12 protein-coding genes are annotated in these 16,942 nt (G+C 45.2%); 3 read left to right on the forward strand and 9 right to left on the reverse strand.

What is annotated here, in order from left to right; all coding sequences use genetic code 11:
* Nucleotides 1-87: 87 nt before the first annotated feature.
* The 6 genes from rraB to nudF form a co-directional block, all read right to left on the reverse strand.
* Nucleotides 88-510: a ribonuclease E inhibitor RraB gene (rraB, locus tag A28LD_RS01375; protein ID WP_007419261.1), complete on the reverse strand. Its 423-nt coding sequence runs from the start codon at nucleotides 508-510 to the stop codon at nucleotides 88-90.
* 37 nt (nucleotides 511-547) lie between these two features.
* On the reverse strand, nucleotides 548-1,288 hold the full coding sequence (locus tag A28LD_RS01380; protein WP_007419262.1) for a 1-acylglycerol-3-phosphate O-acyltransferase: 741 nt from the start codon (nucleotides 1,286-1,288) through the stop codon (nucleotides 548-550).
* Between the two features lie 123 nt (nucleotides 1,289-1,411).
* Nucleotides 1,412-3,709 (reverse strand): DNA topoisomerase IV subunit A, encoded by a 2,298-nt coding sequence (gene parC / locus A28LD_RS01385; protein WP_007419263.1) that lies wholly within the window; start codon nucleotides 3,707-3,709, stop codon nucleotides 1,412-1,414.
* Nucleotides 3,710-3,758: 49 nt separating this feature from the next.
* Complete coding sequence (parE, locus tag A28LD_RS01390; protein ID WP_007419264.1) at nucleotides 3,759-5,645, reverse strand: DNA topoisomerase IV subunit B; 1,887 nt, start codon at nucleotides 5,643-5,645, stop codon at nucleotides 3,759-3,761.
* Between the two features lie 167 nt (nucleotides 5,646-5,812).
* A complete protein-coding gene (locus tag A28LD_RS01395) occupies nucleotides 5,813-6,268 on the reverse strand; it encodes a DUF1249 domain-containing protein (RefSeq protein ID WP_007419265.1) in 456 nt (151 codons plus the stop codon).
* Nucleotides 6,265-6,888: an ADP-ribose diphosphatase gene (nudF, locus tag A28LD_RS01400; RefSeq protein WP_237704235.1), complete on the reverse strand. Its 624-nt coding sequence runs from the start codon at nucleotides 6,886-6,888 to the stop codon at nucleotides 6,265-6,267. Before nudF ends, A28LD_RS01395 begins: the two co-directional genes overlap by 4 nt.
* 246 nt (nucleotides 6,889-7,134) lie before the next feature.
* Here nudF and tolC point away from each other — a divergent pair, with 246 nt between their 5' ends.
* Together tolC and lpxL are read left to right on the forward strand one after the other, a co-directional pair.
* Nucleotides 7,135-8,490: an outer membrane channel protein TolC gene (tolC, locus tag A28LD_RS01405; RefSeq protein ID WP_007419267.1), complete on the forward strand. Its 1,356-nt coding sequence runs from the start codon at nucleotides 7,135-7,137 to the stop codon at nucleotides 8,488-8,490.
* 132 nt (nucleotides 8,491-8,622) lie between these two features.
* Nucleotides 8,623-9,591 carry an LpxL/LpxP family Kdo(2)-lipid IV(A) lauroyl/palmitoleoyl acyltransferase gene (gene lpxL / locus A28LD_RS01410; protein WP_007419268.1) on the forward strand — a complete coding sequence of 323 codons (969 nt, stop codon included), beginning with the start codon at nucleotides 8,623-8,625 and terminating at the stop codon, nucleotides 9,589-9,591.
* 31 nt (nucleotides 9,592-9,622) lie between these two features.
* Here lpxL and glnE read toward each other — a convergent pair whose 3' ends face one another.
* Together glnE and A28LD_RS01420 are read right to left on the reverse strand one after the other, a co-directional pair.
* Nucleotides 9,623-12,502 carry a bifunctional [glutamate--ammonia ligase]-adenylyl-L-tyrosine phosphorylase/[glutamate--ammonia-ligase] adenylyltransferase gene (gene glnE, locus A28LD_RS01415; protein ID WP_007419269.1) on the reverse strand — a complete coding sequence of 960 codons (2,880 nt, stop codon included), beginning with the start codon at nucleotides 12,500-12,502 and terminating at the stop codon, nucleotides 9,623-9,625.
* A gap of 92 nt (nucleotides 12,503-12,594) precedes the next feature.
* On the reverse strand, nucleotides 12,595-13,242 hold the full coding sequence (locus A28LD_RS01420; protein ID WP_007419270.1) for a CYTH domain-containing protein: 648 nt from the start codon (nucleotides 13,240-13,242) through the stop codon (nucleotides 12,595-12,597).
* A 229-nt stretch (nucleotides 13,243-13,471) separates the two neighbouring features.
* Here A28LD_RS01420 and putA point away from each other — a divergent pair, with 229 nt between their 5' ends.
* A complete protein-coding gene (putA, locus tag A28LD_RS01425; RefSeq protein WP_007419271.1) occupies nucleotides 13,472-16,636 on the forward strand; it encodes a bifunctional proline dehydrogenase/L-glutamate gamma-semialdehyde dehydrogenase PutA in 3,165 nt (1,054 codons plus the stop codon).
* A 70-nt stretch (nucleotides 16,637-16,706) separates the two neighbouring features.
* On the opposite strand, the gene A28LD_RS01430 is transcribed toward putA, so the two are convergent.
* A complete protein-coding gene (locus A28LD_RS01430) occupies nucleotides 16,707-16,874 on the reverse strand; it encodes a PLD nuclease N-terminal domain-containing protein (RefSeq protein WP_007419272.1) in 168 nt (55 codons plus the stop codon).
* Nucleotides 16,875-16,942: the final 68 nt, after the last annotated feature.

Genomic DNA, 16,942 nt, shown 5'->3' on the forward strand with positions numbered 1-16,942 from the left:
TTTATTAAAGCTACATTCCTTTTCCGCTAACGAGGCTGTTGCAGCGAAAAAATCCCACTAATGCGCTGGTAAACGCTGTGGTGGCTTTCAATCATCTAGATCGGAATCGTCGTAATCATCCCAATCTACTTCTTCAAGTTCGTCTTCATCGAGTTCACCTTCCTCGTCATCACCAAGGTAGGTACCCCAGCCATCGTATTCAACACCACAGGCATCCGCCACTTTAGTTATTTCTTTAGTTTGCGTAGCCAGCAATGCTTTATCGAGCGCACATTCAACAACGGCGGCAAAGTAAAAACATGGCTTACCATCATCAAGCTCAAACTCTTCAGCTTCATCAACGTGATAACCTAGCTTAACAAGCTCTACGGCCGCTTTTTCCAAGCGGCTAAAATCACTACTCACCAAGTGATGTTCGATATCAATTTCATCTTCAGCGCTTAAACCAGCTTCAAGAATGGCATCAATCGTTTCATCGCTTTGCGCTAATAACGCTTCTAAATCGTTCACGAGAATAATTCTCCTTCGGCCTGCTTTAGGCTTAACTTTAGGCTAAATTTTGGGCGTGCGCATCGTTATTTACTTCCTCATCGATCGCCGCGATTTTCCCGAGCATTTGCCCGTAAACATCAGCAATCAATGGCCGAACACTTTCACGGGTATAGGCATCAGTAGCAACCGGTGGCAGCATTTCAATAATAATTTTACCATTATTCCAACGGTTCAGCTTAATCTTTTCGTGAGTGGTGCTCATACAAACTGGAACAATAGGCACTTTAGCTTGAATAGCCGTATGAAAAGCACCCGTTTTAAAAGGTAGTAAGCCACGGCCATAACTGCGCGTTCCTTCCGGAAACATCCAAATTGATAAAGAATCTTTTTTAATTGCTGATACCGCCGAACCAATAGTACCGTGTGCACGGGAGCTGTTTTTTCTATCAATCAAAATGTTTCCCGAAAGCCAATAAAGTTGGCCGAAAAATGGCACCCACTTCAAGCTTTTTTTACCGATTGTTACCGTACCTGGCAATAATGAACCACTCATGGTGAAAATATCCCAGCTATTTTGATGGTTCGCCACATACACAAATGGGCCTCCGGCTTTTACACTTTCCGGTACACGGATTTCTATACGCGTTCCTAAAATTCTGTGCATGCTACCAAATACATGGCCTGCAAGTGCCGTATTATTGCGGTGAAATGGGCGTAACAAACAAAATAACGAGCCAAAAAAACCGGCTATGATTACAAATACACCTAGAATGAAAATACGAATTACAGCTAACATGTGTTCACTCAAAATTAAAAAATGAGCGCATAGTATAACCCGCTAGCGGCCTAATTTTCCAAAAAAATAAGGCCTCGCTGGTATAACCAGCAAGGCCTTTGAGCGTACAGTTGTTTTTAAAGCTTATTCAGCGCTATCGTCGGCAACGCTACCTTGATGATTCTCTTGCGCTTCTGCTGAATTTTGCTCCACTAGAAGCGCATCAACACGCTGTAAACCTCGCGGTAATTTATTACCTCGCCGCCCACGCTCACCCCGATAATGCTCTAAATCAGAGGCCTTTAATTGCAATTTCCGTTTACCGGCAATTACCGTTAGCGCACTATTCGGAGGCATAACTGCCAACACTTGCACGTATTCTTCTCGAAGTTTTGCCCGGCTACCCGGAATACTTAAAATTTTATTCCCTTTGCCTTTGCCTAATTGCGGTAGATCTTTAACCGGGAATACTAACAAACGCCCCTCGTTAGATACGGCAACCAACAAATCTTCCTCCAAGTTAGTAATTCGCTGTGGTGGTAACACTTTCGCGGAACTAGGTAAGCTAATTAGCGCTTTACCGTTCTTAACCCGACTCTGCATTTCACTAAATTTAGTGATAAAGCCATAACCCGCATCCGAGGCCATTAACCACAGCTGTTCCTCTTTACTCATTAAAACTTGGCTAATACTTTCGCCAGCCACTAAGCTAAATCGGCCCGTTAATGGTTCGCCATGGGTTCGTGCTGAGGGTAGCGTGTGTGCTTCACAACTAAAGCTACGGCCCGAGCTATCAATAAATACTACGGGCTGATTGCTCCGCCCAGAAGCTTGCCCAAGGAACGCATCTCCAGCTTTATAACTTAAACTCGTGCCTTCCACATCATGGCCTTTGGCACAACGCACCCAGCCTTTTTGCGAGAGCACAACCGTAACTGGTTCAGAAGGCGTTAAATCACGATCGGATAATGCCCGCGCTTCTTTCCGTTCAATCAATGGCGAACGGCGTGCATCACCATATTTTTCTGCATCGGCCATTAACTCTTTGCGCACCATAGTTTTTAATCGGCGCTCCGAATTCAAAACTAAGTTTAATGCATCACGTTCTTTAGCCAACTCATCTTGCTCACCGCGCAACTTCATTTCTTCAAGTTTCGCTAAATGGCGTAATTTCAAATCAAGAATAGCTTCGGCTTGGATTTCCGATAAGTTGAAGCGCTTAATCAATTCAAGTTTTGGCTCATCTTCTTGGCGGATAATCTCGATTACTTCATCGAGATTTAAATACGCAATGAGCAAGCCATCAAGAATATGCAGGCGGCGTTCTACTTTATCTAAACGATACTGCAAACGACGCGTTACCGTTTGTAGGCGATATTGAATCCACTCTTTTAAAATACTTAAAAGCGGTTTTACTTGCGGCCGGCCATCGAGCCCAAGCATATTCAAATTTACTCGGTAACTTTTTTCTAAATCGGTAGTGGCAAATAAATGTGCCATCAACTGCTCGGTATCTACTCGATTAGAACGCGGAACCACTACCAAACGCGTTGGATTTTCATGATCTGATTCATCGCGCAAATCAGAAACCATTGGCAATTTCTTTGCCTGCATTTGCGCAGCGATTTGCTCCAGAATACGGTTACCTGATGCCTGATGAGGTAGCGCATCAATGATTATTTCACCATCATCAAGAACATAACGGGCACGCATACGAATACTGCCACGCCCAGTTTCATAGATTTTTTCAATATCTTCTGCTGGGGTAATTATTTCAGCATCGGTTGGATAATCCGGGCCTTTCACGTGCTCCAACACATCACTGAGTGTTGAACTTGGGCTATCCAATAACATGGCGCAGGCATTGGTTATTTCCCGAACGTTATGCGGGGGAATATCGGTAGCCATACCTACGGCAATACCCGTAACCCCATTCAACAAAATGTGAGGCAAACGGGCTGGTAATATTTTCGGCTCTTCCATGGTGCCATCAAAGTTTGGCACCCAATCCGAAGTGCCCTGCCCGAGCTCACTTAGCAGCACTTCACTAAAGCGCGATAACCTAGCCTCGGTGTAACGCATAGCAGCAAATGATTTCGGGTCGTCTGCCGAGCCCCAGTTTCCTTGGCCATCAACTAACGGATAGCGATAGGAGAACGGTTGCGCCATTAACACCATAGCTTCATAACAAGCAGAATCGCCGTGCGGATGGAATTTACCCAACACATCACCCACGGTACGAGCCGATTTTTTGTATTTTGCGAGTGCCGATAAGCCTAGCTCTGACATGGCGTAAATAATTCGCCGCTGTACAGGCTTTAAGCCATCACCAATATGCGGCAATGCACGATCCATGATCACGTACATTGAATAATTTAAATACGCATCTTCGGTAAATTTATGCAGGGGCTGCTGCTCGATATTCTCGATAGGTACACTCATGAACTATCCCGTTCCTTTCTTCTTATTTATCGATTTGATCTGCTAGCAATTACGCAAGCTCTACCAAATTACCCTTACTTTCTAACCATTCGCGGCGATCTGATGAACGCTTTTTCGCCAGCAACATATCCATCAAGAGTTCGGTATCTTGAGTATCATCTACTGTTAGCTGCACTAGCCGGCGCGTGTTCGGGTCCATTGTTGTTTCGCGCAGTTGCAATGGATTCATTTCACCCAAACCTTTAAAGCGCTGTACATTCACTTTGCCTTTGCGTTTCTCAGCCTCAATGCGATCTAAAATACCTTGCTTTTCGCTTTCATCGAGCGCGTAAAACACTTCTTTACCCACATCAATTCGATATAAAGGTGGCATAGCCACAAAGATATGCCCCGCTTCTACTAACGGCCGGAAATGCTTTACGAATAATGCACAAAGCAATGTAGCAATGTGTAAACCATCAGAATCAGCATCCGCTAAAATACATAACTTGCCATAACGCAGTGCCGTTAAATCTAAGGCTCCTGGATCAACCCCCAGAGCTACTGAAATATCATGAATTTCTTGCGAACCTAAAATTTGATCAGGATCTACTTCCCAAGTGTTCAAAATCTTTCCACGCAGTGGCATAACGGCTTGAAATTGGCGATCACGGGCCTGTTTAGCTGAACCACCCGCAGAATCACCCTCTACCAAAAATAATTCACTACGTTCTGGATCTTGGCTGGCACAATCGGCAAGCTTGCCCGGCAGAGCCGGCCCTTGAGTAACACGTTTACGAATTACTTTTTTAGCCGCTTTCATGCGCCGTTGTGCACTTGATATACAAAGATCAGCAATTTGCTCAGCTAAATCTGTGTGTTCATTGAGCCACAAACTAAACGCATCTTTCACCACACCAGACACAAACGCCGACATTTGCCGGGAGCTCAAACGCTCTTTTGTTTGCCCTGAAAATTGTGGGTCATCCATTTTTACGGAAAGAATATAACTACAGCGATCCCAAACATCTTCCGGCGTTAACCGAATGCCCCTTGGTAATAAATTACGGAATTCACAGAATTCTCGCAGGGCTTCAAGCATACCTTGACGCAAACCATTTACGTGGGTTCCGCCTTGTGCGGTAGGAATTAAGTTTACATAGCTTTCGCCAATCCCTTCACCGCCTTCCGGTATCCAAGTTACCGCCCATTGCGCCGCTTCTTCAGTTGCATTAAATTCGCCAATGAACGGTTCTTCCGGCAAGCGCGGTAAATCGTTTAGGCCTTCAACCAAGTAATCGCGTAAACCGCCCTCATATAACCAAGTAACACTCTCGTTGTTTACGTGGTCTTTAAAAATAATCGTAAGGCCTGGGCACAGAACTGCTTTGGCGCGTAGCTGATAACGTAACCGGGTTACCGAAAATTTTGGGGAATCGAAATATTTTGGATCTGGCCAAAAGCGCAGCCGAGTGCCGGTATTTCGTTTACCAACCGTGCCAGTTACTGTGAGATCAGAAACTTTATCACCATTCTCGAAAGCCATTTCAAATACTTGCGCATCGCGCCTTACACTCACATCTACTCGAGTAGAAAGCGCATTTACCACGCTAATACCAACACCATGCAAACCACCAGAAAACTGATAGTTTTTGTTTGAAAACTTACCGCCTGCGTGCAACTTCGTCATGATCAATTCAACCCCAGGAATACCTTCTTCCGGGTGAATATCAACGGGCATACCACGGCCATCATCAATAACTTCCAGTGATTGGTCGGCATGCAAAATAACTTCAATGGTTTGTGCGTGCCCCGCCAATGCTTCATCAACACTATTATCAATAACTTCCTGGCCGAGGTGATTTGGCCTCGTAGTGTCTGTATACATACCTGGCCGGCGCTTTACCGGTTCTAGGCCGTTAAGAACCTCTATCGAATCCGCTTTATAATCTGTCATAGCTAGCAATACCCGCGATGTTTTTGTTCTTTTCGCTATCCTGAAATGTTCCCTTAAAAAAGGCAAGCTCGATTATCCGATTATCCGGAATTTGCTGCATTTATCTTTAAGGAAAATCGAAACTAGTTGTGTGCGTATGTATTTAGTTGCGCCTGCAATCACCGGTGCTAATTCACGAACTGCAATTGCAAAGGAACTCGGCCTTGCCGAAAGCAGAGCCGCAACCACTCGGCCAAATGCCGGTTTAATTGAAATTTTTCATCTTTTTGATGGCGCGCTTGTTCAAGGTTTGCAGGATGCAACGCCGTTAATCGCTCTTGGCCCTGATAATCAATAATCTCAGCCATTTTCGCATCATGGTACAAACGCACTAGGAACCGCGCTTGTAAATAATCAGCTACGTCGGGTGCCACTTGGGTTATCACCAAATCGGTGGTGTAGCGTGCTTCCGCTTTTCTAACCACCGTAAACGCTAATTGCTCGCCAACATGAATATGCTTTGCTAGCTCGGGCTGCATGTTTTCAGCTGTTGAACGTTCACCCAAGAGCCGCGCAAACGCCGCATAATTGCGTTCAGCCAAGCTATGAATCTCTTGTAAATTTGGCACATAACGCTTCTTCATTTAATACCCTCAAAACCCCACTCTTGGCGGAATCGATTTAGGTGTAAACCCAACCATTGCAAACCAATTACTGTTGCTGCGTTATCTACCTTACCCTGTTCAAGCATTTCCATCACCTTCTTCCGAGGCAACGCTTCAACCTTTATATCTTCATTTTCGCTACTTAAGCCACCAAATTTACTTGCTTTGGTGCCATCAACTCGCGCTAGATAAATATAAATACGCTCGGTCATACCGCCGGGGCTGGATAAATAACTCAACGCATAATGCAAAGATTCAGCTTGAAGCCCTGATTCTTCTTCAAGTTCTCGGTGCGCCACGGTTTCAACCTCTTCACCGTTTTCAACCATGCCTGCCACTAGCTCGCGCAACCATGGCGTTTCACCAGTAGCCATAGCTCCCACTCGGAATTGCTCAAGCATTACAATCTTATCGGTGGCTGGATCGTAGGGTAACACAACTACTGCGTGCCCTCTGTCCATGATCTCGCGCCGCAGGTTGGCACTCCAGCCACCCGCGAATAAACGATGCCGCAGATTAACTACCTCTACATGAAAAAAACCTTCGTAAACTCGTTCCGTACTAAGGATTTCAACGTCTTTTTGGGTAAATTGTGACAAAATTTCTCCCTGTTTATGCTCTAAAACGGCAATGTGTGCGTAACCATCGGAGTTCATTGAATATACACGCATCGCAGGAATGCGGCATGTTAACGACTTCAGATAAACTCTGGCAAATATTCTGTTACACTTCGTATCAATACAAATGCAGCTGCGGGCTTACTTATGCGCGTTTCTCAGGCTAGAATAGCAGCAGTTTAATATCGAAGTTAGCTGTACCTTTTACAATAAAGGAAAAAGATACTCATGAAGATTAAATTTTTGGCCGTTGCGCTCTCTATGGGGCTAGGCTTAAGTGCCCTTCCAGCTCAGGCAACCGACCTTACCGATATCTACCGCCTAGCGCTGGAGAACGATCCACGCTTGTTGCGTGCTGCAGCAGAACGTGATTCAGCTAAATCTGGCGTTGATATTTCGCGTGCTGATTGGTTCCCACAAATCAATTTTGGCATGAGCTACAGTGACAGCCGTTCTGATAACGTAACAACTACCGAATCTGGATTTATAACCGGCACAACAAATTCTTCTTCTTTCAGCCAAGAAGTATCCTTGTCGCAAACGGTATTTAATCTCGGCACATGGAAAGCAACTGCAATCACTGAAAAACAAGCTTATCAAGCCGAAGTAAATTATCTACTGGCGCGCCAACAATTGATGCTCCGAGTAACCGATGCTTATTTTGCGGTTTTACAAGCACAAGATAGCCTAGAATTTGTGCAAGCAGAAAAACGTGCTATCGAGCGTCAATTAGAGCAAACCAAACATCGCTTTTCGGTTGGCTTAACGGCCATTACAGATGTACACGAAGCGCAAGCGCAATTCGATAATGCCGTTGCTCGAGAAATTCAAGCCGAAAACGCTGTAGAAATTGCCCTAGAAGGGTTACGCGAAATTACTGGCCGCCAGCATGCAGGTATAGCTCGCTTAAACACTAATCGTTTCGATCCAGTTCGGCCTAATCCGCGTGGCGTTGAGCAATGGATTCAGTTAGCTCACGATCGCAACTTACAACTGTTGATTAGCCGCAGCGGCTTAGAAATCGCAGATCAACGCATTGAATTAGCACGCACCGGCCATTACCCGCGAGTTAGCTTAAGTGCAAGTTATTCAAATCGTGATCAAGATACCAGCCGTGGCAGCACATCAACGAACCTTAATGGCTTAAACAGCCGCAGCGTTGGTTTACAGCTTACTCTTCCTTTGTATTCCGGTGGCCGTACTATTGCTAGCACGGAACAGGCACGCAACGATTATATTGCCGTAAGCCAAACTCTTGAAGAGAACCGCCGCTTAGTTGAACGCACTGTACGTAGTTCGTATTTCGATGTGGTAGCGAGTATTTCAAGTATTCGCGCTTTTGAACAAGCCGTAGTTTCAGCAGAAAGTGCATTGAATGCTACCCAAGTAGGTTTAGAGGTAGGTACACGTACTATCGTAGATGTGCTTGATAGTACACGTAACCTTTTCAACGCCCGCCGTAACCTATCGGAAGCACGCTACACGTACGTAAACCGTATCCTAGCGCTTTATCAGGCTTCGGGTATTATCTCTGAAAGCGATTTGATCACCATCAACGATGGTTTATCACTGGAAACAGAATAAGTTTTAATAGCCCGACACCACGGCTTGCTACCTACTAGCAAGCCGTTACCGTAAAAGCCGACCCTGTGGTCGGCTTTGCTTTTTCTAGCGCCTCTCAGTTACAATCAAGCCAAATTCAAAAAGGTAATTTCAGTGACAAAGCCTACCTCAGATCAAGCAAACGCAGCCGAACATTCAGTAGAACTCCCTCGTTTTCGCGCCTACTTTTTACACCCAAAATTTTGGGCTACTTGGCTTATGGTGAGCGTTCTATACTTGATTTCGTGGCTACCCTTTCGCCTGCAACTACTAATGGGCCGCGGCTTGGGGAAGATATTGTTCAAACTTATGCCGAAACGAGTAAAAGTTGCGCGCAGAAATCTTGAGCTGGTATTTCCTGAACGTTCTGCAGCCGAAAGAGAACAAATGTTGCATGAAAACTTTGCTAATAACGGCATTGCACTATTTGAAACAGGAATGGCGTGGTGGTGGCCAGATTGGCGCATGAACCGCAAACTTTCAGTTGAGGGGCTAGAATTTTTAGAACAAGCTGATGCCGAAGGCAAAGGTGTGTTTCTAGTGCTCTTCCATTTCCTTAGCCTGGAAGTACATGCCCGTATGTTTGGGCTTGTGCGGCCATCGGTAGGCCTTTATCGCCCGCATAATAATGCTCTAATGGAATACCTACAAACCAAAGGCCGTAACCGCAGTAATAAATATATGATTCGTAAGAAAGATGTTCGCGGCATGCTAAATGCCCTGAATGCCGGCGAAGTATGTGGTTACTTGCCGGATCAAGATTATGGCCGAAATCGTTCAGTGTATGTGCCCTTGTTTGCAGTTCCCGATGCGGCAACCACTACCGGCACAACAATTTTTGCTGCTGGTGCTAACTGCACAACATTAATCAGCACAATTGAACGCTTGCCCGGAGCGAAAGGTTACAAGTTAAAGATAATGCCGCCGCAGCAACCTATTCCAAGTGGTGATGAAACTGAAGATGCACGGCGTGTTAATAAAGAAGTAGAGCGCGCGGTAAACCAATTCCCAGCCGCTTACATGTGGGTGCACCGCCGTTTCAAAACTCGGCCAGACGAAACCATGCCTAGCTACTACAAATAAGTTTCTACTGCTCCTCGTGGCGGTGTTAAGCCTAAACTTCCGTAAACAGCCGTTGCCAAACTTCAGTTACGTTAGCGATATCTGCTTGAAAATCACGCTCACTTAAACGCCCTGCTTCGGCGAGTGCTAGCCGATGAATTTCAGCACGATAATCTTGATACGATGAAATGAGGCCTTGTGCCTCTTTATCGCTTAACAATTTTAGCCGAGCAGCAATTTCTAGAATGCGAATATTATCCGTCCAAATTGCTAGATCTGGATATTTCTGGGCACTTTTGAGCACCAAATACTGCGTAATAAACTCAATATCGGTAATGCCACCTGGCATCTGTTTTACATCATATTTTTCAGGCTGATTTTGCCACAAGTGTTCACGCATTTTCTCGCGCATCTGCAAAATATCGTGACGTAGCTCATCATCTTCGCGCTGATAACAAAGAGTATTTGTGCGAATACTTGCAAACCGATCACGAAGATAAACTGCACCATATACCATCCGCGCCCGCACCAATGCTTGCAGCTCCCATGTCCAGGCATCATTCTGCAGATATTCCTCATAAGTGCTCATTCGCACTACCATCAACCCTGCTTGCCCAGAAGGACGCAGGCGCATATCAACATCGAACAGCACACCACTCATGGTTCTAGTGGTAAATAGGTGCAATACACGCTGTGCTAACCGCAAATAGAATTGCTGTACCGCAAGCGGCTTTTCGCCATCTGTTTCACCATTAATATCATCATCACAAAGAAATACTAAATCGAGGTCGGAGCCATAACCAAGTTCATAACCACCCAATTTCCCGTAGGCTACTACCGAAAAGCCAGTATCATTTTCATCACGGCCCGGTGGTGCTCCATGGCGCTCGCATAATTGCCGCCAAGCTAAGCTAACAACTTGCTCAATCATAGCTTCCGCTAGATAAGTAAGATGATCACTCACCCGCATTAAGTGCACACCAGCATTTAAATCAGCAGCGGCTACTTTCATCTGAAAAATCTGTTTTACTTGCCGTAAGGCATCCATTTGCGCTTCGGCATCATCGTTCGGTAACCGCATTAAATACTCTGATACTCGCGAGCGGTAAGATTCCACATCAGGGAGTTCATAAAGTTGCACGGGATCAATAAGCTCATCGAGTAGCAGAGGGAATTTAGCAATTAGATGAGCAATCCACGGGCTTGCACCGCAAAGAAACAGTAGTTGTTCTCGTGCATCAGAATTTTGGCAAAGTAACTCTAGATAGGTGGTGCGTGAGCTTATCTGTGCAAGCACTTCAAAACTACGTTGCAAAATGAGGTGAGCATTCGGCTCTTGCAAAGCCGATTCAATTAAAGCCGGAATAAGTAACGCTTGTAACTCTCTTCCCCGCGGGCCACTTGGGCGTTTGCGCAATAACATACGAAAATCCTGAATCACTTGCCAGCATGCTTCCGGCTCTTCAGCATTCGCCTCGCGTAAAATATCGAGAGCCGTATCATCGGCTAATAGATCTTGCCACAAAATGGCATATTCACTATCTTCGCCCGCCAACATATCTTCTTCACCACCGATAACATCTAAAAATTCGCGATGAATACCGGCCATAGCCGCTTGCGTAACTTCCTGAAACACCTGCCAACCCTGTTCCGATTGGGCATGCCCTGAAGCCGCTAAGATGCGCATGCGCGTTAGCCTATCTTGGGGTAATTGCTGGGTTTGTTCATCGTTGATTTCTTGCAAGATATGCTCAAGCTTGCGTAAGTAAGCATAGCCTTCGAGTAGCTTAGTAATTGCAGGCTCTGATAAAGTGCTATGGCGGCCACAAGCATTCAAAGCAGATAACAAAGAATGCGTTTGAAACTCCTGCTCCCTGCCACCTCGAATCAATTGGAACACCTGCGCCACAAACTCTACTTCGCGAATACCACCAAGCCCCAGTTTAATATTTTCAGCAACACCTTGGCGGCGCGCTTCTTGATTAATCAATAGTTTCATTTTACGCAATGCATCAATTGCACTGTAATCAAGATATCGCCGGTAAATAAACGGCCGTAACATTTTTTGCACGTACTGCGCTAGTTCATAATCAGTATTCAGAACTCGCGCCTTGATCATGGCGTAACGTTCCCACATTCGCCCCTGCTCATGGTAATAATCTTCCAGCGCCGATAAGCTTGAAACTAATGCGCCCGATTGGCCAAAAGGCCGCAAACGCATATCGATTCGAAAAGCACGGCCATCAACCGTTGGCTGATCTAGAAGCTTGATCAGCCCCTGCCCAAGCTTGTTGTAATACATTGAAAAATCGATACTCTGCCGGCCACCACGGGTTTCCCCTGAAGTTGGATAAGCAAAGATTAAATCAATATCAGAAGAAAAGTTAAGTTCGCTCCCACCCAATTTTCCCATTGCTAAAACAATAAGCGGTAACACGTTATCGGAATCATCTAATGCATGGCCATAACGCGGAGCTAGCTGGCCACAGATATACGCAATGCCAGCCTCAATTAGCATATCAGCGAGCGCAGAGTTTTCTTGCAACATTCTTCCTAACGGCATATCACCTAATAAATCTTGGCTGGCAATACGTGCCATTTCGATATGTCGAAATTTACGCACGATAATCATCGCATGGTTTTCATCGCGCGCCTGCGCAAGTTCAGTGTTGATAACTTCTGGCACCGCGGCCATGGGGGTAAACATTCGCTGAATAGCTGTTTCACCATAACGGCAAACCACGCGGCCGATAAACGGGCTCACCTGCACCAACCAATACAGCTGAAGCTTTTGCTCTTCAGTTATATGGAAGCCTGCGCTATCACTGAATATTTCATTAAGTTGCTGAATCACATCAAGGCTATCGTTTTCAATAGCAGAATGAAGCTTGTAATCCTGAGGTTTTTGCGGCGGCAACGGTAGTTGAAACATTAAAAATCCTTTCGCTAATGGTGCGCGTTTTCTTTGCAAACTATAGCTTTGTAGCCAACAGGTTTATTAACAACCGAAATACCAAAAGCGATTTATCCATCTATTTTTTCCGCCAACATAAAGCCTCGTTGCGCTTTACTTAACGGGCCCGGCTCTAAGGTAAATTCTTTTGTTAATATCTCAGAAAACTGTAGAAGATCAGTGATGCTGCCGCTGATCAACTCCGCTTCTAATTCGCAAATAGGTTCCTGCCAAACTTGTTTGGAGTTAATCTTTTTTGCCTCGGCGAAAATAGCACCCTGATCAATTGCCACTTCAATAGTGCTGGAACCGATATCAATTAGCCAACGTTGACGCTGAAAATCAATTCTAAACTGTTCCCGCAGCTCTCCTTGCAACGCTTCGGTGTTAATTGTTTGCGGCCAAATATCGCTCGGAAACAAATCAAGTTTAGGAATCATGCCCGCATAATTAACATTATATTCTGGCCGCTGGCTCATTGCGCCAATTTGCGTTCCTGCCATTTTTACCGTTTGCTCCGACTGGTCATTCCAGCGCCTAATACGCAAACCAATCTTATGCTGATGAAGATCTTTATTCGCAGTATCAAAATAATAATTCGCAATTTGTATACACTCAGTAGGTTTTCCTAAGCGCTCAAGGAAGCCTGCAATATCTTCAGAATCTTTTTTATTTATCAGGAACTTAAGCTCAACTTCTTGGGTTTGTTTATTTGCCACTTTGGGCCCCTTTTCGCAAATTGCTTTTCACTATTCTGACCACTTAACGCTACTACGGTCAACTCTCAGATTACATTGAGTAATAGTTAACCGTTCAGCCATGTAGATAAAGTTCAAAAATCGGATCGACAAAGCTTTACGCGGCGCAAAATAACCCTACAATGGCGACGATATCCTATTCGGATTGCGGTATCGGTTTTCGAACCGAATTTTGGTTACAGGAGACGCAATGTTCAAAGCCAGCACAGTGTTAACACAACACTATCAGGCGAGCCAGCTTCAAGAGCTTAAGCAAGCTATCACGAATAATTATTCTGTAGATGAGAACGCTTACCTTGAAGAACTGATCAAACTGGTTCCAGAAGATAAAGAAGCCGTAGAAACGCTTACTCAATCAGCACATGATCTTGTTCATCGCGTACGCGATAAAACGCAAGGTGGTGATGGTGTTGATGCCTTTTTACAGCAATATAGTTTGGATACAGCTGAAGGCATTATTTTAATGTGTTTAGCTGAAGCACTGTTACGAATCCCTGATAGCTTCACAGCAGGTGCCTTAATTCAAGATAAACTTGGCAAAGGTGCTTGGAACGATTACATGAAGAAAAGTGAATCGTTGCTGGTGAACACCGGTACGTGGGGTTTAAACCTTGCGAATAACGTAATCAACCCGAAAGGCCGCAGCAGCGATGCCGCAGTTCCCCGTTTCCGCCGTTTGGTAAAACGCTTAGGCGAACCCGTAGTTCGAAAGGCAACCTATCAAGCAATGCAACTGATGGGAAAACAGTTTGTACTCGGCCGCAATATTGAAGAAGCGCTAAAAAATAGCCGCGATAAACGCGAAATTGGCTATACCCACTCATACGATATGTTGGGTGAAGCGGCATTAACTAGCAAAGATGCTGAACGCTATAAGCAAGCTTACGTAAACTCAATTCAGCGTGTGGGCAAAGAAGATTTTGTGAATCCAGAGGTGCCACGCCCGAGTATTTCAATTAAGCTTTCGGCTTTGCACCCGCGCTATGAAGTTTCTAATCGTGAGCGCGTTCTTACCGAACTTGCAGCCACTCTAACTGATCTAATAACGCTTGCGAAGCAAGCCAATGTTGGGATTAGTATTGATGCTGAAGAAATGGACCGCTTAGAATTATCGCTGGAATTGTTTGAAAAAGTGTACCGCAGTGGTGTCTGTAAAGATTGGCCATATTTCGGGCTTGTTGTACAAGCCTACTCGAAACGTGCACTGCCAGTACTTTGCTGGATCAACGCTCTGGCTAAAGATGGTGGCGATGAAATTCCAGTACGCTTGGTAAAAGGTGCATATTGGGATACCGAAATTAAACATTGTCAGCAATTTGGCACATCGGGTTACCCAGTGTTTACCCGCAAAGCAAGCACCGATGTTTCTTATATGGCATGTACTCGTTACTTGCTCAGTGACGACACCAACGGGAATATCTACCCGCAGTTCGCTACGCATAACGCGCAAACTATTGTAACCGTGCAAAGTTTGGCGGGCGATCGCCGCTATGAGTTCCAACGCTTACATGGCATGGGCAAAGATCTTTACGATGAGTTTTTAGTGAAGAACCCAGGCCGCACAGTGCGCATTTACGCTCCTGTTGGCGCACACAAAGAATTATTACCATATCTGGTTCGCCGCTTACTCGAAAATGGCGCAAATAGCTCCTTTGTTCACAAGCTACTCGATCCGAAAGTACCGATTGAAAGCTTAGTAGAGCACCCGCTAGTAAATCTGCGGAAGAAGCCAAGCTTGGCGAACGATAAAATTCCTCTCCCGGGTGATATCTTCGGGAAACGTAAGAATTCTATGGGGTTAAACATGAATATTGAATCTCAAAGCGCAGAGTTTTTTGAAAAAGTGCGCAGCTTCCAAAATAACCAATGGCAAGGTGGCCCAATTGTTAACGGCAAACTTGTAGAAACCGGCCAGCGCGTGGGTGTTACCTCTCCACAGCAGAGCACACATCAAATTGGTACTATCGGTTGGGGCGATGCTGATCTTGCCGCTGAAGCTTTAGCATTAGCTAACAGCGCACAAACACGCTGGAGCGATACCGATGTAAACATTCGGGCTGAAGCATTAGAAAAGCTTGCTGATTTACTTGAAGAAAATTTACATGAGCTAATTGCTTTGTGTACCTTAGAAGCTGGTAAAACCCTGCAAGATGGTATCGACGAAGTACGTGAAGCTGTCGATTTTTGCCGCTACTACGCATTACAAGCACGTAAGCTTATGGGTAAAGGCGAGAAGATGCCTGGCCCTACCGGTGAAACCAACGAACTGTTTGCTCAAGGCCGCGGAACCTTTATTTGTATTAGCCCATGGAACTTCCCACTTGCAATCTTCCTTGGCCAAATCAGTGCTGCACTAGCTACCGGCAATAGCGTTATCGCTAAACCTGCCGAACAAACTGGATTGATCGCTTATCGAGCGGTACAGTTGGCGTTAGAGGCAGGGATTCCAGGTGATGTGTTGCAATTTTTGCCAGGCAAAGGCGCTGAAGTTGGTGCTTACTTGGTGAGCCAAGATGAAATTGGTGGTGTTTGCTTTACCGGCTCAACCAACACGGCACAAGCGATTAACCGCGCATTAGCTGCCCGTACCGGAGCACTGGTTCCATTGATTGCGGAAACTGGCGGCCAGAATGCCATGCTAATCGATTCTACGGCGCTTCCTGAGCAAGCAGTAACCGATATTGCTGATAGCGCGTTCAAGAGCGCTGGACAGCGTTGTTCAGCCTTGCGAGTGCTATATGTACAAGATGATATTGCTGATCGCATTATTGAGTTGCTCAAAGGCGCTATGCAAGAGCTATTGGTTGGCGATCCAATCGAGTACAAAACCGATGTGGGCCCAGTTATTGATGGCATTGCGAAAACCAACCTTGAACAGCACATCATTGATATTCAGCACGTGGGTAAGTTAATTGCAGAAGCGCCAATGCCTGATTTCACAAGCAACGGTACCTTCGTTACACCTACAGCTATTGAAATTGATTCAATCAGCCAGCTTGTGCGCGAGAACTTTGGCCCAATTCTGCACATTATTCGCTTTAAACGTGAAAATTTAGATGCCGTAATTGAAGATATAAACAATACCGGGTTTGGTTTAACTTTTGGTATTCATAGCCGTAACGAGAGTTTCGCTTATGATGTAGCAAAGCGTATCAAAGCAGGTAATGTGTATATAAACCGCAACCAAGTTGGCGCTGTTGTTGGTGTGCAACCATTTGGTGGCAGAGGTTTATCAGGTACCGGCCCGAAAGCAGGCGGCCCACATTACTTGTATGCTTTTATGACCGAGAAAACATTCACTGATAACATTACCGCTGTAGGCGGCAACGCTACATTGTTATCACTTGGTGATTAATCCAACACGAGCATGAAAAGGGAGGCTATAAAGCCTCCCTTTTCAATTATTCTTAGCGAATAGATTCTAGCTAGCCTTTCGGCCCTAACAAGAACCACAATACAAAACCGATTACAGGCATAAGAAGTATAATCACAATCCAAAGTACTTTGTTACCGGTACTCGCACCGCTTTGAACTGTGCCAACAATCGCGTAGATATCTAATATAAGTACAATTAAACCTAAAAGTCCTGTCACATCCACCCCCACTGTTTGCTTCTTTAATAACCAAATTAATTATCAATAACTTAGCTTCCAGTATTAAA

This window comes from Idiomarina sp. A28L, from assembly GCF_000218785.1.
GTDB lineage: Bacteria > Pseudomonadota > Gammaproteobacteria > Enterobacterales > Alteromonadaceae > Aliidiomarina.